This is a genomic window from uncultured Thomasclavelia sp., from assembly GCF_944324745.1.
In the GTDB taxonomy this organism is placed as follows: domain Bacteria; phylum Bacillota_I; class Bacilli_A; order Erysipelotrichales; family Coprobacillaceae; genus Thomasclavelia.
Genome location: NZ_CALUXO010000082.1, coordinates 1 through 22,775, shown reverse-complemented (window position 1 = coordinate 22,775; position 22,775 = coordinate 1). Strand labels below are relative to the sequence as shown.

The following is a 22,775-nucleotide window of genomic DNA, read 5'->3' as shown; positions in this document are numbered from 1 at the left end:
TTGACTCTGTCATCTCCCTGGTTCGAATCCAGGTATCCCAGCCAATATGACCCGCTAGCTCAGTCGGTAGAGCATCTGACTTTTAATCAGAGGGTCAGGCGTTCGAATCGCCTGCGGGTCACCATTTTTTTGCGGGTGTAGTTCAATGGTAGAACTTCAGCCTTCCAAGCTGACTACGTGGGTTCGATTCCCATCACCCGCTCCAAAATAAATATTCAATCATTTGATTTTTTTTTGCAAAAATATTCAATTTAATCAATCCTAAAAAAAGATTCTTTTGAGCCAAAAGCTTTAAAAGAATCTTTTCATTTTATAAACATTAATCAATATTAATTAATTCATATTCATGAGTTCCAGCACCATCAGCTTCAGCAACTTCAATAATATGAGTTCCTAATTTTTCTTCAATTCGAGCAATTAATGGCGCTTTTCCTTCATCATTACTATTATAAATAATATCAATACAAGCTTGATCAATAGCTACTGGATCAGTACTTGCAAGAATACCAATATTCTTCATACAAGGTGCTGAAGCATTACCATCACAATCACAGTCAATAGAAATATTAACCATTGCACTAACATAAGCAATATTACCATTAAAATATTTATGGATACTGCTTGCTGCATCACCCATTGATGTTACAAACTGTAATTGATCAGTTGCAAACATATCACCACTAGCATCACCGGCTCCATGAATATAAGCTTTACCATGAGATGATGCACAACCAATAGATAATTGTTTTAATGCACCTCCAAAACCACCCATAGCATGTCCTTTAAAATGTGATAAAACTAGCATAGAATCATAATTTTCAATATGTTTACCAACATAGTTTTTCTTAATTTGTTTTCCATTTGGAATATCTAAAACTAAATCAGGACCTTCACTATCCATGATATCAACATCAAAATATTTAGTCCATTCATGTTCATCCATTAAATGACGATGTTTTTCAGTAGTATCTCTTGCACCTGGATAAGCAGTATTGCATTCAACAACAGTTCCATTTACCTTATTTACTAATGCTTCAACAAATTCAGGACGTAAATAATTCTTATTACCATGTTCTCCAGAATGTAATTTAACCGCCACTTTACCAGGTAAAGTAACCCCTAAAGCTTCATAAATTTTAACTAAACTATCTTTTGATACTTCACTAGTAAAATAAACTTTTGCTTTTTCCATCTTTATTTCTCCTTTGCTTAATTTTTTAGTCATAGTAGTAAATAATTCTTACTACCTATGAAACTACTTAAATTTTAGCACTTAAACAATACTTTAAGTCAATAGCAAAGTATATCTATATATTACGATATCGCTACAAATTTAACTAAGTTACCATGATTTTCAATCACTCGTATCAAATCAGGCAAAGGAAGTAAAAGTGTAGCTGTATTAATATTAGGATTTATTCCAACAAGATCCATTGTTTTTAAATCCTGATCAATTAATACCTTTACTTTTCTTTCTTGATCATTCAAAATTCCTAATGGACTTACTGCCCCAGCTTTTAATCCTAAATAATGATCTAATTCTTCAGCATTTGCAAAAGTTAAACGTCGTGAATTAATTTCCTTTCTTAACTTGTTTAAATTAATTCGCTTATTATTTTTTCTATAAATAAATAATAATTTTCTTTTTTATCATCACGGACAAACAAGTTTTTTATTATTTTATCAAAATCTAGATTCGAAATTTGTGTTACATCTTCAATTGTATAAACTGGTGGATGTTTGATTATTTGATATTGAACGTTTAATTCCATCAATTGTTTTAAAATTATCTCTATATCCATAACTACCCCTTAAATTACTTTTTTAACTTACTTATGCAATGATAATTGATAACTATTGTCTACTAATTTATAAATTGCTGAACTTTCAAAACCAGAATCTAACACAATAGTAATCCAATTATTTTTATTCATATGATATCCAGGAAAAATATGAATATTATCGATTATTTCGTGAATATGTTCTTTTGGATATCTTAAATCAATGATTTCTATTTCATCATTGCTGTCAATGCCTAATTTATCTTTGGTAATTACCAATAAAATCCCATACCATTTTTGATTTATTTTATTTTTCCAAACCGCATTTTTAGGAAATTTCTTCCATAAATATTGCAACTGGTCATCATATTTCTCTTTAATATAATCAGTCAATTCTTGCACTTGCTGACTTTTAAAGATATTTAAACTAGTACATTTTTCAATTACATCACCGATAACCATTTCATATTTCTCTTTAATCTTACCAACAAATTCACCAGTAGCTCGATTTACATCGACCAAAGAATATTCTTCATCAGTCATAGCATCAATCAAACAAGCCCTCTTCGTAGATGGCAAAAACTCAATAATTATTTTAAAACTATCATCTAAAATACTAGTTTCATAGCGATAACCTTGTTGATGCTTTAAAAAACCATACTTGATCAATTTATCATATTCAATTGTTCGATTAGTTAATAAATAATTTAAATCACGCATTTCACTACTCCTTTTTCAATATTGTATCATTGAAAATCTTATGATGACAACCACGAAATTTTTGGTAATGAAATATACTGATTGATAATTTTACCAGCTTTATTGATTAAAGCCTTTTGATAATCAAGATTTTGATACATATTAAGTATTTGCGATTTGATTTTTAGATCCTGACAATCATGTTCTAATGTTAGCTTCATAAAAGAGCTAGGAAATAATAGTCGAGCATAAAAATAAATCAGTTCTTCCGGAGTCAATTGATAATTACGAATATATCCATCTAATTGATTTTCATCAATCAAGCTTTTTTGGTAACATTCAACTAAATCTTTTATTCTTGAAGCGATAATAATATTATTAGGATTACATAAAATCTCATAGCTATCAACCAGGTCATAATGCTCTAATCCCATCTTCATTTCCTTATCACCAATTAGATTTAAGAGACTAATCGCACTTTCGCCTAAACCTTGATAGTAATAAAACAAAATAATGAAGTGTTCAAAATGATTAATTCTTGAAGCATAGATACCTAATCTTTCTTTTGCTGAATCTAAAATTTGACACCAGCTTTGTTTAATATTGACTATCTTTATTGTCTGATTTAAGGGTTGCAATGAATAATCAATAAAATTAGCTAATTGATAAGTTTCAAGCTGATAAGTATATAAAATATGATTCATGGAAATTGGATGATTAAAACAATTATTGACAATTTGATAACCATTCAGACCTATATTATTTAAATACATCGGATAATACTTAGTAAAATCATTTACCACCCCTAAATAATAATTACGCCCCTGATATTTAAAATAATTGCTTGTTGTTTCAATATCTATTTGATAAAATCGCTGTAAAATCTCTAATTTTGATACCAATTTGGCACCTCACCTTCAATTATTTCCATCAATAGTGGATAATCATATTCATGAACAAACTCATCATGATAAAATGGCATTAAAACTAAAAGTTGAATTTTAATAACTATTTTTAAAGATACCATAACATGATTTACTCCATAATCATTAATATCTTCTTCAATTGAACTAGTAATTGCACTAATTGTTTGATAACGTAATTTTATACTCGGACCAATGGTTGCTAAAAAAGGATTATTAGTTAATAATCCTAATTTGATTTCGGCAATCACACCACCTTGATCACTCATATTCTGTAATTGACGCTGATAAAAAGAATTATCACTTGAAAGATAGCATCCCTCTTCAACTGCATAAAAAATATCCTCGAGCTGATTAACAATTTTAGCCCCAATACTAGAAGCAAAATTTGTATTAAAATTAATGGCCACAATTGTATCACCACTACGTTCTACTTGAATTAAATCACCAGGTTCTAATTCCACTGGAAATGGTGTATTATTGATAATCATTTGACAAAAACGATTTACTTCTTTATCAGCTACTGTTTTTAAAGCTGGTGTAATACTAAGACAAATAAAATTAATGATCAATGCTAAAATGACTAATATTATTAGTAGTAAATATCGTTTTTTCATCAGATCACCACTATATTATATTAAAAATGCTTAATATTTATGCTTTAAAGTAATAATCTTATAAAGTTGAATGATTATACTTGGTAAAGTAGCACAAATAAAAATAAGAGCTAACTGTTTCAAAGTCAATTCACTTATAGAAAAAATTGAATGGAAGTTAGGTGAGATTAAAATCCAAGTTAATAATAGGCCTCCGATCAAAAAAGCTCCTAGACTAAAATAGTTTAATGGCAATTTAATTAATGGCAAATTACTTCGACAATTAAATCCATGTAATAATCTTGCTAAACACAAAATTCCAAATGCCATTGATGATGCTGTTAATTCATCACTTCGTAATCCGATAAAATAACCTAACATCGTAAAAATACTAATAATTATTCCTTCAAACCCAATTTGCAACAATGTTTCTTTATTCAATAATGATTCATCAAGGTCACGGGGTTTTTGTGCCAGTATATCTTCATTACCCGGTTCCATACCAATAGCAATTGCTGGAAGAGAATCAGTAATTAAATTTATAAATAATAGATGAACTGGTAGAAATGGTGTTGGCAAAATAAAAAACGATGTTATTAAGACACAAACAATCGCTGATAAATTACCAGATAATAAATAGATTATAGCATTTTTGATATTCGTATAAACTACTCTTCCATTTAAAATTGCCTTAACGATCGTAGCAAAATTGTCATCAGTAAGAATCATGCTGGCACCATCTTTGGCAACTTCACTACCGCTAAGCCCCATTGCCACTCCAACATCACTTTGCTTCAAAGCTGGAGCATCATTGACACCATCACCGGTCATAGCAACCACGGCTCCTTTTTTCTGCCAGGCTTTAACAATTCTAATTTTATGTTCTGGAGCTACCCGGGCATAAACGGTAATTTGCGGTAAATAAGAAAGCAATTGCCGATCACTTAAAGAATCTAACTGTTTACCATCAACACATTTATCACCAGTATGAAAAATTCCTAATTCCATAGCAATGGCACAAGCAGTAGTAGCGTGATCTCCTGTGATCATAATTGGTTTAATTCCCGCAGTAATACAGTCATTGACTGCCTGTTTGCTTTCAAGCCTAGGAGGATCTATCAATGAAATTAAACCAATGAAGATCAAATCATATTCATCATTTAATGTTAAAGTATGTTTGTAAAACTTTTTATATGCAAATCCTAAAACACGCTTCCCCTGACTGGCAAATATTTCGTTTTGATTTAAAATTTTTTCTTTATCACTACGAGTTAACAATTCTTTATAGCCATCTTTTAAGATACGATTACAGCGATTTAATAAAACATCGATTGCCCCTTTAGTATAAAGATGATTTTTGGAAGTAACACTCATCAACTTTCTAGTCGAGTCAAATGGTAATTCTAATTGTCTAGTCGTTTTAAAATCAAAATGATGATCAAAGCAATAGTTTTGATAAACCTCTAATAAAGCTACTTCCATTGGATCACCAATTTTATGATTATCAGTTAAAGTAGCATTGTTACACAAACCTAATGATTTTAATAATACCTGATGATTGTATTGACGATGATCTAATTTATCGATTGCAAGCTTCTGCTCATTAGTATAAACATCAAGTGCACTCATCTTGTTTTGAGTTAGAGTACCAGTTTTATCACTGCAAATAACTGCAACACAACCAAGACTTTCGACCGCATTCAAATTTTTAATTATAGCATTTTCTTTAGCCATCTTTTGAGTCGATATTGATAAAACGATCGTTACAATTGAACCTAATGCTTCAGGGATGGCTGCCACTGCCAAGGCTACTGCTACCATTAAAGCATCTAAAACTTGCTCATGGGCTAAGAAAATGTCTAATATTAAAACCAACAAGCAGATAATAACGATTCCTATTGATAATCGAACTGAAAATTCATCCAATGTCTTTTGTAAAGGAGTCTTACGTTCTTTCGTTTCATTCAACATCGTAGCAATTTTGCCAATTTCACTTTGCATACCAACAGCCACCACCAGATACTTACCAGTTCCCTCAGTAACTAAACTGCCAGAAAAAACCATATTGGTCATATCACCCAGTGAACACTGATGTTTTATTACCCGAGGATGCTTTTCAACACTTACTGATTCTCCTGTTAGGGCACTTTCATTTATTTTAAGATTATTAGCTTCGATTACTCGACCATCACCAGCAATCACATCACCAGCTTCTATATAAACTAAATCACCAATAGTTATTTGATTAGACATAATTTCTGTAATTTGTCCATCACGAATAACTTTTATTTTTGGCATTGATAATGATTTTAAACTATCTAATGATTTTTGAGCTTTAACTGTTTGAAAAGTACCCAGGCAGGCATTTAAAGTAATAACTACCATAATTACTAAGGTACTCTCCCACTCCCCACTAAATGCCGATATTAAAGCTGCGATGATTAAAATAATTACTAATAAATCTCCAAATTGATTTAAAAAAATGCTTATGATCGTTGGCTTTTTTTCTTCACTCAATTTATTTTCACCATTTCGTAAAATGCGTTCTCTAGCTTCTTTGCTGCTTAAGCCCTGGTCAGTAACATTCAATTCTTGAAAAAGCTGTTGAATTGTTTTTTGATAAACGTCCATATTATCCTCCCTTACTATTTCTTACAATTCAACTATATAAAAAAATAAATAAAAAAAATGTTAAAATTTAATTATCAATAAAAATAATTAAATCTTAACATTCAAGTTTATTTCTTTTTAATAAACGAACGAATCATTCCGATAAAAACATCACCAGAAATAAAATAAGCAAAAATAACAGCAAAGACAGCATTAACGATCCATAATTGCAAACTATTTGACCAGGCAAGAAGCATTGAAATTACAAATACAATAATTGTTAAAATCGTTAGACGTTTATTAATTCTTAATCGACAATAACGACGATTTAAATCAATAAAGCGATATCCTGCTAAAAATAAATTAGCAATTAAGGTCGAAATTACTGCAGCCTGTACACCAATAATATTAATAAACACAACATTGATTACAATATTGATCATTGCTGAAATAGTAGTAGTAATTGCCATATTTTTAGCACTTTTAACTGCTACATAAATACTTCCAAAAAACTGCGAAAAACAATAAAAATACATAGCTAAAATTAAGGTTGGTGTATAACTGTACGCATTAGCCAAAGAAGTATTCTGATTTAATATCATGAATAAAAATGGCGATACAGCTAACAATAACACGGAACCCGCAGAAACAATACAGAATAACATTTTAAACATTCGATTATAGTATTGAGCACTATCTGGATCATTTACGCTCCTTGTAGCTGAATCAGTCCAAGCCAGATTGAAAGCTGGATACAAAATTGTTACTATTGATGGAATTTTGTTGGCCAAAGCATAAATACCATTGGCACTAGCTCCTAAAAAGATATTGATGATCCAGCGATCAGATAATTGGTTGATATACCAAGAAACCTGATTAGGGATAAATGGTAAAGCATAGCTTAACATCTTTGAAGCATATTCAAAATCTAAATATCTAAAACTAAAATATTTAAACATATTACATACACATAATACATATACAAATCCAACCACATCAGCTGCTACTAAAGCGATTAAAACACCGATATATCCAGTATGTAACCATAGTAAACAAATAGAAACAACAATAAAGTTAACAAATACAACTAATGCTGCTAAAAAAGAATATTCTTTATATTTAGAAAATGCTCGTAAAACAAATCTTGACGTAGTAGCAATAATTTCAATCCAAATATAACCAATAATGAAAAACTTCAATGGTCCTTCAAACATATTAATTGGAACAAACCAGCAAATTATTGCCGCAATAAGCATCATAAAAAAGATTACTAAATAACCATTAGTAATTGTCTTACGCTGTTCCTCTTTACTTTTAGCATCAACTAAGAATCTAAATAAAGCCTGTTCTAATTGTAGAGTACATAACGGTACAATAAAATTTAAAATTGTTGACGTTACCAGATCAATTTGCCCATATTGAGCACTAGTAGTACTACTAGTGATTATTGGAGTAGTAAGTAAATTAATAATCCGCGGTAAAAAGGTCCCTACTGCCATTATTAATGTATTTTTGATTAAGTTCTTCTCTCTTGACATATTTTCACCCTAACTTTGATATTTACCATAGTTAAAATTAACTATATTCCTTATTATAGCAAAATCATTTGTATTTTTCATCAATAATTGTACTAATTGGCAAATCAAAGGGTTCAACAGGTAGCATTTTTACTTTTTGAAAACTAAACGCCAGACCAATTATTTTACCATGAAAATTAACTAAATAACGATCATAATAACCACCACCATAACCTAGTCGATTATTATGATCATCATATCCTACTAAAGGAACGATCATCAAATCAATTTGATCTTTATGAACTAAACGATGATTATCGGGTTCTAAAATACCCATGTGATTTTTTTTTAATTCATCAAACGAACTAATCTGATAAAAATCCATCTGTCTGCCAATTATTTTAGGTACACAGATATTTTTTTGATCAATATATTCTTTGATTAAAGTAATTGTATCCACTTCCTGACGAAATGAAACGTAAATACCAATTGTTTTTGCCTGAATAAAATCTGGATGCTTTTTTAGCCGTTCAATAATAAAATTAGATTTAGTAGCATATTCTTTGCTATCTAAATCTAATCTTGCTTTTATTAATTGTTTTCTTAATTGCGATTTATCCAATTCCCTGATCTCCAAAATCAAGCTTAATTAAACGATTTAATTCAACAGCATATTCCATTGGTAATTCACGTGAAAATGGCTCAATAAATCCCATAATGATCATGTCCATCGCTTCTTCTTTGCTTAAACCACGACTCATCAAATAGAATAGTTGTTCCTCAGAAATTTTAGAAACCGTCGCTTCATGTTCAATAATTGAATCATTATTACGCATCCAGTTGACTGGTACCGTATCACTAGTAGAAAGCTCATCTAAAATTAAAGTATCACATTCAACTTTACTTTTAGCATTATAAGCTTTTTTACCATGTTGCACCATACCACGATAATTAACTTTACCACCTCGACGAGATACCGATTTAGAAACAATACTACTAGAAGTATTTGGTGCTAGATGGATCATTTTAGAGCCAGAATCCATAATCTGATTTTCATTTGCAACTGCAATCGTAATACAAGATCCTTTTGCTCCTTCTTCCATTAAAACACAGCTAGGATATTTCATCGTTATTGCACTACCGATATTACCGTCAACCCATTCCATTGATCCATTTTTATAAACTTTAGCTCTTTGAGTAACAAGATTTAAAATATTGTTTGACCAGTTTTGAATCGTTGTATAACGACATTTAGCTCCTTCACCAACAATAATTTCCACGACCCCGGCATGCAAAGAATCTTTTGAGTAATTTGGTGCCGTACATCCTTCAACATAGTGAATATCGGCTCCCTTATCAACAATAATCAAAGTTCTTTCAAACTGAGCCATTCTTTCGGCATTGATTCTAAAATAAGATTGTAATGGTTTATCAAGTTTAACTCCTGGTGGTACATAAATAAATGAACCACCTGACCAAACAGCTCCATTTAATGCAGAAAATTTATTATCATTATAGGGAATAACGGTATCAAAATATTTCTTAAATAGTTCTGGATATTCTCTTAAACCACTATCAATATCTAAGAAAATTACCCCTTTTTCATTAACCTCTTTTAACATGTTATGATAAACAACTTCTGATTCATATTGAGTACTAACTCCTGACAAGAATTTTTGTTCGGCTTCAGGAATTCCTAATTTTTGAAAAGTATTCTTAATTTTATCAGGTACTTCATCCCAGTTATTTGTCTGCTTTTCACTAGGTCGAATATAGTATGTGTACTCATCAAAATCGACCCGACTTAAATCAACACCCCAAGTTGGCATTGGTTTTTCTAAAAAGCAATGATATGATTTTAATCGATATTCCAGCATCCATTCAGGTTCCCCTTTTATTTGCGAAATCTCTCGAATAATATCTTCATTTAACCCTTTAGGAGTTTTAAATACTGAAACATCACCATCATTAAAGCCATAGGCATATTCCTGATCAGGAATTTCTTTTTTTATATCATCCATATAATCCCTCCTATTTCTGGTCGAGGATTTCTTTAATTCCAGTCCATCCTAAAGTTGCACATTTAATTCGATTTGCCTGTCGATGAGTATTCATAAACGCAATGGCCTCTTCAAGAATTTCAGGATCATAATCCTTTTCATAAATCATATTGTAATAGTTTTCAATAATTTCGTTAGCTTCATCGATTGTTTTACCAATCAATAGTTCACTCATAATTGAAGTACTGGCAGTACAAATGGCACAAGCTTCTCCATCAAAACGAATATCTTTGATAACTCCATCTTCAACTAGTGCCTGGATGTCAATATTATCAATACATGTTTCCGAATCCATATTGACACTTACATATTTATCATCATCAACTAATCCATGATTACGTGGATTTTCATAGTGATCCATAATTATCTCACGCATCATCATACTATCCAAAGAAGGCATCTAAAAAGTCATCCCCTTTCTTACATACCTCAACAAATTGATCAATTTCTTCAAACGTGTTATAAAAATAAAATGAAGCTCGAAGTGTTTGACTGACATTTAAAAATTCATCAAGAATTTTTGCACAATGTTGACCTGCTCTTACAGCAATACCATATGTATTAAACAAAGATGCAGCATCTTGAGAAAATACTCCTTTTATATTAAATGCAATAGCACCTTGACCATCTGGATTGTAAATTTCAACATTGTCTAATTGCTGCATTTTTTCAATTGCATATTGTCTTAAATGTACTTCTTGTTCATGAATATTATCTAACCCAATATTAAGTAAATATTCAATTGCCGCTCCTAAACCGATAACACCTTCAATATTAGGAGTACCCGCTTCAAATTTAGTTGGCGGATTTTTCAGTTTAACTGATCCACAACTGTTATAGCGTGAATTACTGCCACCTCCAAGTCTTGTCGGATTAGTTTCTTGTAATAAGTGGTATTTGCCATACAAGATTCCTACTCCGGTCGGTCCACACATTTTATGCCCTGAAAAAGCTAAGAAATCAACATCCAAATCTTGAACATCAACTTTTTGATGGGGAACACTTTGAGCCCCATCAACACAAACAACGATATTATGTTCATGGGCGATCTGGCAAATTTCTTTAACAGGTGCATCAAAACCTAAGACATTAGTAACTTGAGCAATAGCAATAATTTTAGTTTTATCAGTTATAGCCTTTTTGACATTTTCAACTGTCAAACGACCCTTTTCATCTAAATCAATATAATTAATTTTACTTCCAGTTTGCTGGCAAACTTCAAACCATGGTAACGTATTACTTGCATGTTCCGCAACAGTAAGTAATACCTCATCATCTTCTTGTAAATGAGTCAGCCCATATCCAAAAGCTACCAAATTCAAACTATCAGTAGATCCATAAGTATAAACAACTTCTTTACGATCACAATTAATTAATTTTGCAACCAAATCACGGGTATTTTCAAATTTAGTATCCACATCATGTGACAAATCATAATCACCGCGATGAGCATTACCAGAATAGTTAGTTAAATAATCACAAACTGCATCGATAACACATTGCGGTTTTAATGTCGTTGCTCCATTATCTAAATAAATTAGTGGTTTTCCATGCATGGTCGTTCCATTAAGCATTGGAAAATCTTGGCGTATTTTTTGTACATCAAGCATCAAAGTCCCACCTTCTCCTTTAAAGTCTGATTGAAAATTTCAGTCAACTCATCATTTTCAATAAATTCCAATACTGGAATAAAATATCCATAAGTAACTAAGTGCATAGCTGCATCTTTACTCAAACCTCTTGATTGTAAATAATATAAATGATTTTCATCAATTTTACCAACGCTAGCTCCGTGGCTGGCTTTAACATCATATTCATCAATATATAAATATGGATTAGCTTTAGCAACGCAATTTTCATCAAAAACAATTATTTTATTAGTCTGATGACTATTGGACTGATGGTTACCTTTTTTGATTGTACCAATACCATCAATAACTAAACTAGCGCTATCTTTGACAACACCATAATTATCCATCGTACCAGTTGTGTATGGTGCTTGATGAGTAATTGCAATAGTTATATTTTTCTTTTCATCATTTTTCGCTAATGAAGCTAATCTTAAAGCAACATTAGCTTCTGGTTCTTTTAGCTGATAATCAATTTTTAAATCAATGCTATTATTAGACAACTCAACATAAGCACATCGAACATTAGCATTTCGACATACTGAAACATTTTCAACTACATTTGCCTTAATAGCTGTTGAACTTTGATTATCCACATATCTTAAAACATCACCATCTGATAAGACTTTAAAATCTTTTATCAAAGTTGCTGTTTCTTTAATATCATACATTTCTATCAGTTCTAATTTACCACTAACAGTTAAATTAAACTGATATTCTCCATCTTGATCAATCAGATAAACAATCTGCAATGAAGAAGCTTCTTTAACAATAACCATATTATCATTAATTTCAATCTCCTCATTACATACATTAGTTTCTATTGTGCCATTATGATAAACTAAATAATTTTTTACAGTTTCTAATTGTTGCATTACTTAGTTTTAATTCTTTCGTTATTGGCACAAGTTTCTAGTAAAATCGGTTCTTTTTCTTCTTCACCAGCAATTTTTACTCCTAATTTTTTTACCCATTCATATCCTTCTTGATCAATCTTTTCAATTACTTCTTGTCCACCACTTAAAATAACCTTTCCATCAACGATTACATGAACATGTGTTGGTGGTACTAATTCAAATAACCGTTCATAATGTGAAACCATTACACAACCAAAATCATCACTACGCATATCATTGATAGCTTTACCGACAATTTTTAAAGCATCAATATCTAACCCAGAATCAATTTCATCTAATAATGCAAATTTTGGTTGCAATAATTTCATTTGCAGAATTTCATTTCGTTTTTTCTCACCACCAGAAAAACCTTCATTTAAATAACGATGAGCCAGATTTTCATCCATCTCTAATTCATCGATATTTTTTTCTAGCAAGCGAATGAATTTAAATAACGAAATTGGTTTTTCTTGATGAGCATTAACTGCTGCTCTTAAAAAATCTGATGTTTTAACACCAGGTATTTCTTGAGGATATTGCATTCCTAAAAACAATCCCGCTTTAGAACGCTCATCTACACTCATTTCTAATACATTTTGATCATCTATGTAGATACTCCCTTGAGTAACTGTATATCTTGGATGTCCCATAATTGTTGATAATAGTGTTGATTTACCATTACCATTAGGACCCATAATTGCATGAACTTCGCCAGTATTAACTTCTAAATTAATTCCTTTTAAAATTTCTTTATCACCAATACTTACGTGCAAATTTTCTATTTTTAAAGTTGACATATTTTAGCCCCTTTCTATCTTCACTAATTCTACTAGATTAATCATTAAAAAACAAATAAAATGATAAATAACATTATATATTATACTCTTTTCTGAAATAGAAATCTATTTCAATTTATATTATAACCAAAATGTGGTATATTTATATTAACTGGGGGTGTATTAATGGAATTTCTTAAAGAATTATTTAAAATAATTTCTTCTAAAAAGATTACCCATACCCTACTTAATTTCATGATACTTCTAGTAATTATCCTATTATTTATGTCAACCAGTGACCTATGGTATGGTTTTTTATCTACGATCTGGTTAGTTAGTAAACCGTTTATTATTGGATTTGCCTTTGCTTATGTTTTAAATCCAATGATTAATTATATTGAAAAATATGTAATCAAACGGGGAATTGCTGTATTTATGGTTTATTTAGCAGCATTTGCTATCTTATGCATTTTGATTTCACTGGCAATTCCATTGGTTTCTAAAAGTATTTCTGAACTGATTCCTGCGTTTTATTCTGGTTTAGGTGAAATTGGTGAGTTTGTATGGGAGAATTTTAATTATGATATTTCTTCATTAACACAATATATTGAAAACTTTATCAATGACTTTTTTAACGGTTCAGCTGTCTTAGATACAACAATCGATGTTATCAATCAATTTTTAGTTAATTTAACTAACTTTTTGATTTATATAGTATTGGCTATCTATATGTCTAGTAATTTCAATAATATTCGTAATTATATCAAAAATATCGCTACAAAAATTGATAATCGTATTCCTATTTATCTAAGAGAAATAGACTTATCATTAAATCAATATGTTAAAGCCTTTTTTATCGGAGCTATTACTCAGGCGTTGACTACAATGGTAATGTATTTAATTATCGGTCATCCAAATTGGATAATTCTAAGTTGTATCTCAGGAGTCAGCTGTATTATTCCTTATGTAGGACCAATTATTGCCAATACCTTGGGATTAATAACATCGCTTGGCATGGGAACTTCAACAATTATATTATTATGTGTATTGATTTTTATTCAATCAATTGTTGAATCCTATGTCATTACACCAAAAATTTATTCTGCTAAAATTGATTTAAGTATTATGTGGGTTCTATTTGGAATTTTATCTGGTTCTTCTTTATTTGGAGCAATAGGAATGATTGTTGCTATGCCTGTATTAGTTAGTTTGAAAGTAGGTATCCAAGTTTATAAAGACCGTTTCCATAAAAAATATTTAATCTAGGTACACATTTAGGTGTACCTTTTTATATACCAAAAGGGTACCCCTGGTACCCTGCCATTAATTACTATCAAGATTTAATTTGCTTTAACACATATTACAAATAATAACTAATAAAATAAATAATACTAAAATTAATGTGAAAGAATTATCCTGACATGTCATAATAATCGCCTCCTTATTAAATACAATAAATTCCAACAATAACTAAAATGATAAATAAAACATAAATATTGACATTAGAACACTTACAGTTATTCATCAAATCCCCTCCTACCACCTACATATTATAAATTATGTTAAAATAACAATTGCCAATGTGTTTTTGCCTATTTTATTGAAATTAGATTTAATAAATAGTATAATTGTAATGTTCTAATAACAAAAGGAGGAAACATATGAAATTATCAAAATGTGCTGCGGCACTGATTGTGACCAGCTTCCTAGTGACTGGATGTTCCAGTGGATCAAAAACAGTCAAAGAAGATGATAAATTTGTAATCGCATCATTAAGCAATGATGATAATGAAAAAAATATATTTGCTGATGATGTATTTGATGACATTATTTCTACCGCCAGTGGAAAAAGTGCTTATTTCGATGCCGTATTACAACAACTTATCGATCAAAAATTTCCAATTGATGATGATATGGAAACTGATGCCGATACTACAATTCAACAAATTCAAGATTACTATGAAAACTATTATGGTGATGATGCCCAAGATACTTTAGAACAAGCATTATCTTATAGTGGTTTTGAATCACTAGATGAATATCGTGAATATATGGTTCGAGCATATCAAAGAAGCAACTTCTTATTAGCCTATGTCAAAGATAACTTTGACGAAGTTTTTGATGATTATTATACGCAAGCTTCACCACGTGAAGCCAGCATCATAAAAATTTCTATGACTGATGTTGAAAACCCAACAGAAGAAGAATCAGCTAAACTTTCTGAAGTAACTGCTTTACTACAGACAAGCAAGAGTTTTGATGAAATAGCTACTGATTATTCTGATGATGAAAACACTAATCAAAATAAAGGTAAGTTAGGTATTGTAGACACTACTTCACAACTTTCTGATACTTATGGTGATGATGTTAAATCACAAATTTTAGCTTTAGGACAAGATGAAGTTAGTGAACCAATCAAAGGTAGTGATGGTTACTTCATTGTTAAAGTAACTAATACTGATAAAGACAGCATTAAAGAACAAACCAAAAAAGATTTATCTATTGATACTCCTTTAATCGCTTATGATGATTATATGTCATATTTAGCTTTTCAATCATATGATTTAGAATATGAAGATGATGATGCTAAAGCTATCATTGAAGAAGTAATTAATGATGCCTTAACTGAACGTGAAAATAGTCGAGGAGGAACTCAATAATGAAAAAAATACTAGCATTAATCTGCACTGGTGTATTATTAGTAGGATGTAGTTCCTCAAGTGCTGTACATTATAATACTGAAGTAACTGACGGTGATAATACCATTGTTTCTGGTGATGATATTTCAATTTCTAAAAATGATGTTTATCATTACTTATTACAACAATATGGTAGCTCAGAAATTTTATCATTAGCAATGACTTATATTGCTGATCAAGAAATTACTGATGAAGCTCAAATTCAAGCTGGAATTGATGAACAAGTAGCTTCTTATACTGAAAGCCTTTCAATGTCATTTGAAGAATATGCAATTCAATGTGGTTATGAAAATGCCCAAGCATATATTGATGATGTTATTACTGATGGGGTCAAACAAAACTTATTGTTAGATAAATATATTGATGAAAATTACGATGATTTAGTAGACGCATATAAAATCAAATATTTAAAACTTATTACTTTAGATACTGAATCAGCTGCATTAAGTATTATTGAACAAGTTCAAGATGGTAGTGATTTTGATACTTTAATGAGTGAAAATAGTGGTTCTGATTTAGGAATGGTTTCTACAGATACTAGTGATCTTGATGATAAAATCATTGATAACTTAGATAATTTTACTGAAGATGGAATTTATGATGAGGTAATTAAAACATCTGATTCTAAATATGCTGTTGTCTATGTTTATAATAGTGATAAATCAGAATTAACGGATGAAATCAAAGAAAACATGACATCTATTAGTGATGTGTCATCAAAAATGGAAACTCATTATTTAAGAAAATACAATTTTGATGTATATGAACAAGCACTAAAAGATGAAATTGCTGAAAGTAATGAGGATTATTTTGAATAAGGGGATTTCCCCTTTTCTTTTTTATATGATAAAATAGTACTATAAATAAAATATAAATGGAGGAAAATAACATGGATAATTGTATTTTTTGTAAAATTGCTAATAAAGAAATTCCTGGAAAAATTATTTATGAGGACGATATTTGTATGGCTTTTATGGACCTTAGTCAAACAACTAATGGCCACACATTAGTTGTTCCTAAAAAGCATTTCCAGAATTTTTTAGAAACTGATGCTAAAACTCTAGAGCATATGATCGTTGTTACCAACAAAGTTGCTAATCAAATAGTTACTAAATTGAATGCTAGCGGTGTAAATATTTTAACCAATGTCAATGAAGCCGCTGGTCAAACAGTAATGCACTTTCATATTCATATCATTCCACGTTATGATTCTAACGATAAAATTGAAATCAATTTCACTGATCGTAGTAAAGAAGTTAATTTGGATGATATTTTTAAACAAATTACTGAATAGAGAAAATACACAATAAGCCAAGCTTAAAAATGGATAGCTTGGCTTTTATTTTATTATTCAACGTTATATTTTGGGTTTGTAGAATGCTCTATTTTCTAATGCAAATACCCTTTTAGAAAAACCACCAGGTTCTACTGATTCAAGAGCTTTATCAAGCATATTAATTCGAGCATCCATATTATCAATTAAATACAACACCTCAGCTTCTTTGATTTGTGGTAAAACTGGAGAACCATACTCATTTTTACCATGATGAGCTAGAATCATATGCTGTAATAAAACAACTTCCTCACCTTCAATTTTCATAGCATCAGCAGTCTCCTTGATAATAGCCTGAGAAATTGAAATATGACCTAACAGCTTACCAGCTACTGTATATTCAGGAACTACTGGTCCACTTAATTCTACCGTTTTTCCTAGATCATGCAAGGTAATTCCAGCAAATAATAAATCTTTATTTAAAGATGGATAAAGATTACAGATTGCGTCAGCAATTCTTAACATGCTACAAGTATGATATGCCAAACCAGAAACATATTCATGATGGTTTTTGCTGGCGGCAGGATAAATTGCTAATTTTTCTGCATACTGTCCAAATATAGTCTTTACTAACTGATATAACTTTAAATTATCAATTCGTTCAATAAAACTATAAATCTCTTTAATTAATTTATCAGAACTTTCAGGGGCACTTTTTAAAAAGCGTACCTGCTGACTTTCATCATTAGAAACCATTTTAATTTTGATGATTTTCATTTGACGATCTTCATTATATTTAATTATATCCCCCATTACCTGGACAACACAACCAGCTTTTAGATTTTCTACTTGTTCTTTACTAGCATTCCAAAGCTTAGCATCAATATTACCGGTCTTATCTTGAAAAGTAATACTTAGATAAGTAGAACGATTAGCTCCGTTAGTTTTACCAACAACAACTCGATTAATTAGGGCTTCAATTACAACTCCCTCATCACCAGGTTTTAATTCATTAATTGTATTCATCATCTAATGCTCCTTCTTCATTTAATAACTCTTTGATATGTTCATAATTGTAACCTTTTTTTAATAGAGTATCAATGATTTTTTCTTTTAACTTGGCACCTTCATAGCGTTTTTGATATTTACGCTTTTGTTTTTCAAATTCTTTGTTTAAAGCTTCATGTTCTTTTTGAGCATCAAATTCAAAGTCATAATCATTTAAAGCGCGTTCAATCGTATCAGAAGTAAAACCTTTAAGATATAGTTTATCGCGTATTTTCTTTAACAAAGCTTTATAAGAAAAACTAGTATTTCGATTATAAATTGTATCGATTAACTCAGTAGCTTCATCATATTCTAAATCATCATCAAGTTCTTCTAAACACTCATCAATAATATTGCTGGCAACTCCATAACTTCTTAAATTATAAATTGCTTTATTGATTCCAATTTTTAATCTTAGACAGCGTTTAAAATAATTCATGGCAAAAGCATGATCGTTAATCAGATTCTTTTCTTGTAATAATTGCATCGTCGCATCTAATTGTGCATCATCATATGCACCACTATCCATAAGTTTCTTTTTCATTTGATGATAAGTATAATCTTTAATTGTTAATAATTTTAAAGCTTTATGATAAGCTCTGGTTACTTGTTCATAATCTTTAATAGCATCAAAAACTTCTTTATCAATAACCTGCCCCGGTTTTAATTGATAGCTTTCTATCAACCGATCATTTACTTCAACAATAATTTCACTTTCATCATATAAGAAAACTACCTCATTTAGTCCTTTTTTGATTGGATAAATTGATTTAACAGTATAAGAATAATGCTTAGATTTGATAGCATGCTGATAAACTTCTAATACTTTTTGATAAAATACTTCACTACTATATTTTTTGACACTGTTATAAGCAGCATCAGCCAGATCACTAAAATCATGATCTATTAGATTAAACAAAATTTTTACTAGTTCATCTGTCGTTTTGAAAAAGTAGCCATTAACCCCATCTTCAATAACATCCTCTAAATTTTGGTCATATCGAGCAACAGCAGGAATTCTACTAGCCATAGCCTCAATATAAGTAAGTCCTTGTGTTTCAGATACAGAGGCAGATACAAAAACATTTGCTAGATGATAATAACTAGGTACTTCATCACTTGGTTTTGGACCAGTAAAACGAACATAGTTACTAATATGATCATCTTTTACTAAATCCTTTAATTCTTCTAGTTGAGGACCACCCCCAACAATCAAACATAAAACATTATTATTAACTTTCACTATTTCTTTCATCGCATCAATTAAAACTTCAATGCTTTTTTCTTTTGCAATTCGTCCTAAAAAGATAATTACAAATTGATCATCAATACCATACTCAGCTTTTATTTCAGCAATTTTAGCATCATCTCGATTTTTAGGATCAAATTTATCTAATTCAAGGCCAGTTGGGATAATATACATTTGTTTATCAAGACCATACTTTTCCAAAGCCTCTTTAGTCTTAACTGATGGAACGATCAATTCAGTACTCTTATCACCATAAAACTTACTAATACGAGATACTGCCTTTTTAAACAAGCCATCTAAAGCTTCAGAATTAACAGGATTTACGTAATGAGTATAATCAGCCCACATCGTATGATATGTATATACTACTGGAATATCTAAAACTTCGCCAACAATTCGACCGAAAATTCCGATTCCAAATTCCGTCTGGACATGAATAACTTCGATATTCATTCCCTTTAATTCTCTCATTCCTTTAAATGAATAAATATTACATGCCCGATATCCATATAATGCCTGTATTTCTAATCCTGGAACCCTTAAAATATTATCATCCGGATCATCAACATAATTAGTATCACTAGGTAATTCGCTTGTTACTACTACAACATCATGGCCATGTTTAATTAGCTCATCCCGTAAAATTCTAGTTGATGTGGCCACGCCATTTAAATCAGGTATATATGTATCTGAAAAAATCGCAATTTTCATATCTTCACTCCGTTCTGTTGATTTCTCGACTCGTTGCAAAAACAATACCGCCAACGATCAAGCCTAAATAATAAGTTATAAATCGCCAGATCAATAATGTCGTAGGTGTTCCGACGGAACCCAAAATAGGACTATATAGCATATAATACACTCCTTCACTACCACCACTGGCACCTGGTATAGGAATAAAAGCAGTAATCATATAAACAAATGAACAGATACCTATAAAATCAAAAATTTGATAATATTTTACATTTAAATTTAAAGCTTTAGCAGCAAAAAATGGAATACTATACATAATTAGCAGTTTACCTAAATTTAATAATGATGATTTAATCAAAACAACTTTATTCTTTTGTAAAACACCTAGTTCTCTTCTAAAATTATCCAAAGAACGAGTAATTTTAATCGTAGTATCTTCATAGTTTTTTACAATCTTTATTTTGCTTAATAATCTAATAATCGAATTACATAAAAAATTTTGTAATCTTTTAGATTTAGCTCCTAAAAACAACCCACTAATAACAAAAAAATTAATTAAAAATCCTAATATAGCTAATGAAAAGAAATCAGAATAAATCTTATTATAAGCACTAAATCTAAATACCATTACTACTGCGGTAAACAAGACTAGAACAGATTGATAAACTATAAAAGCCATTAATAAAATACTAGCAGAATTAGCTGGTGTAATTCCCTGTTTATTAAAAATATAAACCTGGGCAAATTGCCCTCCACTAGAAAAAGGCGTTAAACCATTAAATAAAGTTCCACTAATAGAATTTGTAAAAGCTTGTCTAAATGAATAATCACTCTTATAGATTTTACCAAAAGTATATAAATTAATGGCGTCAAGAATAAAATAACCAACCATTAGTAATAGTGACACAAAAATCCACCCAACTGATGCTGTCATCAGTGCATTAATTGATGCTGTTAAATCATCTTTCATTGTAAAATAGATTACTAAAAAACCTATTACCAAAATTAAAATAACATTAAAAAAATATTTTCTTTTACTTTCTTTCATAAGAAAACACCTCGTATTATAGACTTAGTGTAGCTTCATATACTTCCAATAGTTCTTTACCTATTTTAGATAAATTACGCTCTTTAGCAACTTTATATCCTTCATCGATCAAAGATGGATATTCATTATTTATCATCTTTTTTATTATCGAAACAAATTCATCAGTATTTTTCCCCATATAGCAATTAATACCATCATGTAGCCAATCAGAAAATACTGGTATATCTCGCAACAAAATGTTACAACGACAGGCAAGTGCCTCCAAAACAACAATTCCTTCAGTTTCCTCGCGAGAAGGAAAGAAAAAGATATTAGAACGTCCATAAGCACCTTTAATCAAGTCTCCACTGACATAGCCAGGTAAAACGACATTATCAGGTAAATCATCTAATAAATCTTTAATTTTCTTTGTTGGTCGCGACATTTTAACGTCACCAAACCACATAAATTTATACTCTGGCAATTGTTTTGCTACTTCTACAAAAGTGTCAAAGCCTTTGCGTTCAAAAAGCCAGCCAACAGAAATAATAATAATATCATCCTTTTTAATATTATAAGTATCTTCAAATAAAGAGATTTGCTTATCAGTTGGATTAAATTGTTCTAAATCCACACCATTGGATATTGCTTTAATTGGAGTAGTAATCCCATAAGACTCTAATAATCTCTTCGAATAAGGTGTAGGAGTAATAATATAATCCCCTTTAGTATATAAATTAATTAGCCATTTTTTATATATACCAGAAACAGTATTAGAAAACATAAAAGAATTCCGAAAATCTTCTTCCGTACTATGGGCATGATAAACAATCTTCTTATCATATCTCCTTGCTTGATTAATTAACATAATACTATCAGGCCAAACAGTATTGATGTGCAAAATATCATAATCTAAATCTTCTTTATCCGTAGTATAAGGGATTCCTACAAGATCGAGGGCTTTTTTTTGATGAATAAAAGCTCTTCCAATTCCCGATTTTTTGATTGTATCTTCCTGTCCAAAATATAATTTAACTTTCATTTTATCACCATGAATATTATACTACAAATAGCTACTTATTTAAAGAATAAAGGGGCAGTGTATTTTCTAAAAAAATCTTAAAATTGTTTCAAGAAAAACAAAAAATAAGCTAAAAGTTCTACATATTAATAAGAAAGCAGAACTTTTAAAAAACATCAGATCGATCAAGAAACAAATAATAAAAAAAAGAAGAACTGGCAGCTTGCTATTTTTGCACTAGCGTACTATCTTCGCCGTTATGATGCTTAACTTCTGTGTT

The 22,775-nt window shown here is 30.3% G+C and carries 21 protein-coding genes, 2 tRNA genes and 1 pseudogene; 6 read left to right on the top strand and 18 right to left on the bottom strand.

The window, feature by feature from the left end; genetic code table 11:
* Positions 1 to 48 precede the first annotated feature (48 nt).
* A tRNA-Lys gene (locus Q0K54_RS11685) sits at positions 49 to 124 on the top strand.
* 7 nt (positions 125 to 131) lie between these two features.
* A tRNA-Gly gene (locus Q0K54_RS11680) sits at positions 132 to 205 on the top strand.
* A gap of 114 nt (positions 206 to 319) precedes the next feature.
* On the opposite strand, the gene Q0K54_RS11675 is transcribed toward Q0K54_RS11680, so the two are convergent.
* From Q0K54_RS11675 to sufC, 13 genes and pseudogenes are all read right to left on the bottom strand, one after another.
* Positions 320 to 1,192 carry a DUF362 domain-containing protein gene (locus Q0K54_RS11675; protein WP_294581461.1) on the bottom strand — a complete coding sequence of 291 codons (873 nt, stop codon included), beginning with the start codon at positions 1,190 to 1,192 and terminating at the stop codon, positions 320 to 322.
* A 122-nt stretch (positions 1,193 to 1,314) separates the two neighbouring features.
* Positions 1,315 to 1,772: pseudogene (locus tag Q0K54_RS13800) on the bottom strand (YbaK/EbsC family protein).
* A gap of 57 nt (positions 1,773 to 1,829) precedes the next feature.
* Positions 1,830 to 2,501 (bottom strand): MmcQ/YjbR family DNA-binding protein, encoded by a 672-nt coding sequence (locus Q0K54_RS11660; protein ID WP_294581459.1) that lies wholly within the window; start codon positions 2,499 to 2,501, stop codon positions 1,830 to 1,832.
* 38 nt (positions 2,502 to 2,539) lie between these two features.
* Complete coding sequence (locus Q0K54_RS11655) at positions 2,540 to 3,382, bottom strand: hypothetical protein (protein WP_294581457.1); 843 nt, start codon at positions 3,380 to 3,382, stop codon at positions 2,540 to 2,542.
* Positions 3,367 to 4,020, bottom strand: a complete 654-nt coding sequence (locus Q0K54_RS11650) for a sporulation protein YunB (protein ID WP_294581456.1) — start codon at positions 4,018 to 4,020, stop codon at positions 3,367 to 3,369. The genes Q0K54_RS11655 and Q0K54_RS11650 overlap by 16 nt, the downstream gene beginning before the upstream one ends.
* 30 nt (positions 4,021 to 4,050) lie before the next feature.
* On the bottom strand, positions 4,051 to 6,630 hold the full coding sequence (locus Q0K54_RS11645; RefSeq protein WP_294581455.1) for a cation-translocating P-type ATPase: 2,580 nt from the start codon (positions 6,628 to 6,630) through the stop codon (positions 4,051 to 4,053).
* Positions 6,631 to 6,737: 107 nt separating this feature from the next.
* Entirely contained in the window at positions 6,738 to 8,147 is a 1,410-nt protein-coding gene (locus tag Q0K54_RS11640) for a lipopolysaccharide biosynthesis protein (protein WP_294581453.1), read from the bottom strand.
* A 64-nt stretch (positions 8,148 to 8,211) separates the two neighbouring features.
* Positions 8,212 to 8,748: a 5-formyltetrahydrofolate cyclo-ligase gene (locus Q0K54_RS11635; RefSeq protein WP_294581452.1), complete on the bottom strand. Its 537-nt coding sequence runs from the start codon at positions 8,746 to 8,748 to the stop codon at positions 8,212 to 8,214.
* Positions 8,741 to 10,147, bottom strand: coding sequence for a Fe-S cluster assembly protein SufB (gene sufB, locus Q0K54_RS11630; RefSeq protein WP_294581450.1), 1,407 nt, complete (start codon positions 10,145 to 10,147; stop codon positions 8,741 to 8,743). The genes Q0K54_RS11635 and sufB overlap by 8 nt, the downstream gene beginning before the upstream one ends.
* A 10-nt stretch (positions 10,148 to 10,157) precedes the next feature.
* Complete coding sequence (gene sufU, locus Q0K54_RS11625; RefSeq protein WP_294581449.1) at positions 10,158 to 10,586, bottom strand: Fe-S cluster assembly sulfur transfer protein SufU; 429 nt, start codon at positions 10,584 to 10,586, stop codon at positions 10,158 to 10,160.
* Positions 10,570 to 11,796, bottom strand: a complete 1,227-nt coding sequence (locus tag Q0K54_RS11620; RefSeq protein WP_294581447.1) for an aminotransferase class V-fold PLP-dependent enzyme — start codon at positions 11,794 to 11,796, stop codon at positions 10,570 to 10,572. Before Q0K54_RS11620 ends, sufU begins: the two co-directional genes overlap by 17 nt.
* Positions 11,796 to 12,689 (bottom strand): SufD family Fe-S cluster assembly protein, encoded by an 894-nt coding sequence (locus tag Q0K54_RS11615; protein WP_294581445.1) that lies wholly within the window; start codon positions 12,687 to 12,689, stop codon positions 11,796 to 11,798. Before Q0K54_RS11615 ends, Q0K54_RS11620 begins: the two co-directional genes overlap by 1 nt.
* Positions 12,689 to 13,507: a Fe-S cluster assembly ATPase SufC gene (sufC, locus tag Q0K54_RS11610; RefSeq protein WP_294581444.1), complete on the bottom strand. Its 819-nt coding sequence runs from the start codon at positions 13,505 to 13,507 to the stop codon at positions 12,689 to 12,691. The genes Q0K54_RS11615 and sufC overlap by 1 nt, the downstream gene beginning before the upstream one ends.
* A gap of 165 nt (positions 13,508 to 13,672) precedes the next feature.
* On the opposite strand from sufC, the gene Q0K54_RS11605 reads away from it, so the two are divergent.
* A complete protein-coding gene (locus Q0K54_RS11605) occupies positions 13,673 to 14,752 on the top strand; it encodes an AI-2E family transporter (protein ID WP_294581443.1) in 1,080 nt (359 codons plus the stop codon).
* Between the two features lie 84 nt (positions 14,753 to 14,836).
* Here the strand turns inward: Q0K54_RS11605 and Q0K54_RS13795 are convergent, their stop codons facing one another.
* Positions 14,837 to 14,914, bottom strand: coding sequence for a YjcZ family sporulation protein (locus tag Q0K54_RS13795; RefSeq protein WP_374011462.1), 78 nt, complete (start codon positions 14,912 to 14,914; stop codon positions 14,837 to 14,839).
* Between the two features lie 233 nt (positions 14,915 to 15,147).
* Here Q0K54_RS13795 and Q0K54_RS11600 point away from each other — a divergent pair, with 233 nt between their 5' ends.
* From Q0K54_RS11600 to Q0K54_RS11590, 3 genes are all read left to right on the top strand, one after another.
* On the top strand, positions 15,148 to 16,146 hold the full coding sequence (locus Q0K54_RS11600) for a peptidylprolyl isomerase (protein ID WP_294581442.1): 999 nt from the start codon (positions 15,148 to 15,150) through the stop codon (positions 16,144 to 16,146).
* Positions 16,146 to 17,003, top strand: a complete 858-nt coding sequence (locus Q0K54_RS11595; RefSeq protein WP_294581441.1) for a hypothetical protein — start codon at positions 16,146 to 16,148, stop codon at positions 17,001 to 17,003. Before Q0K54_RS11600 ends, Q0K54_RS11595 begins: the two co-directional genes overlap by 1 nt.
* 71 nt (positions 17,004 to 17,074) lie before the next feature.
* On the top strand, positions 17,075 to 17,479 hold the full coding sequence (locus Q0K54_RS11590; RefSeq protein ID WP_294581440.1) for an HIT family protein: 405 nt from the start codon (positions 17,075 to 17,077) through the stop codon (positions 17,477 to 17,479).
* A gap of 63 nt (positions 17,480 to 17,542) precedes the next feature.
* Here the strand turns inward: Q0K54_RS11590 and Q0K54_RS11585 are convergent, their stop codons facing one another.
* The 4 genes from Q0K54_RS11585 to Q0K54_RS11570 are packed head-to-tail and all read right to left on the bottom strand — an operon-like array spanning position 17,543 to position 22,516.
* Complete coding sequence (locus Q0K54_RS11585; RefSeq protein WP_294581463.1) at positions 17,543 to 18,484, bottom strand: HD domain-containing protein; 942 nt, start codon at positions 18,482 to 18,484, stop codon at positions 17,543 to 17,545.
* A complete protein-coding gene (locus Q0K54_RS11580; RefSeq protein ID WP_294581439.1) occupies positions 18,471 to 20,465 on the bottom strand; it encodes a glycosyltransferase in 1,995 nt (664 codons plus the stop codon). The genes Q0K54_RS11585 and Q0K54_RS11580 overlap by 14 nt, the downstream gene beginning before the upstream one ends.
* Before the next feature lie 4 nt (positions 20,466 to 20,469).
* A complete protein-coding gene (locus tag Q0K54_RS11575; RefSeq protein WP_294581438.1) occupies positions 20,470 to 21,495 on the bottom strand; it encodes a lysylphosphatidylglycerol synthase transmembrane domain-containing protein in 1,026 nt (341 codons plus the stop codon).
* Positions 21,496 to 21,511: 16 nt separating this feature from the next.
* A complete protein-coding gene (locus tag Q0K54_RS11570) occupies positions 21,512 to 22,516 on the bottom strand; it encodes a glycosyltransferase family 4 protein (protein WP_294581437.1) in 1,005 nt (334 codons plus the stop codon).
* Positions 22,517 to 22,775 lie beyond the last annotated feature (259 nt).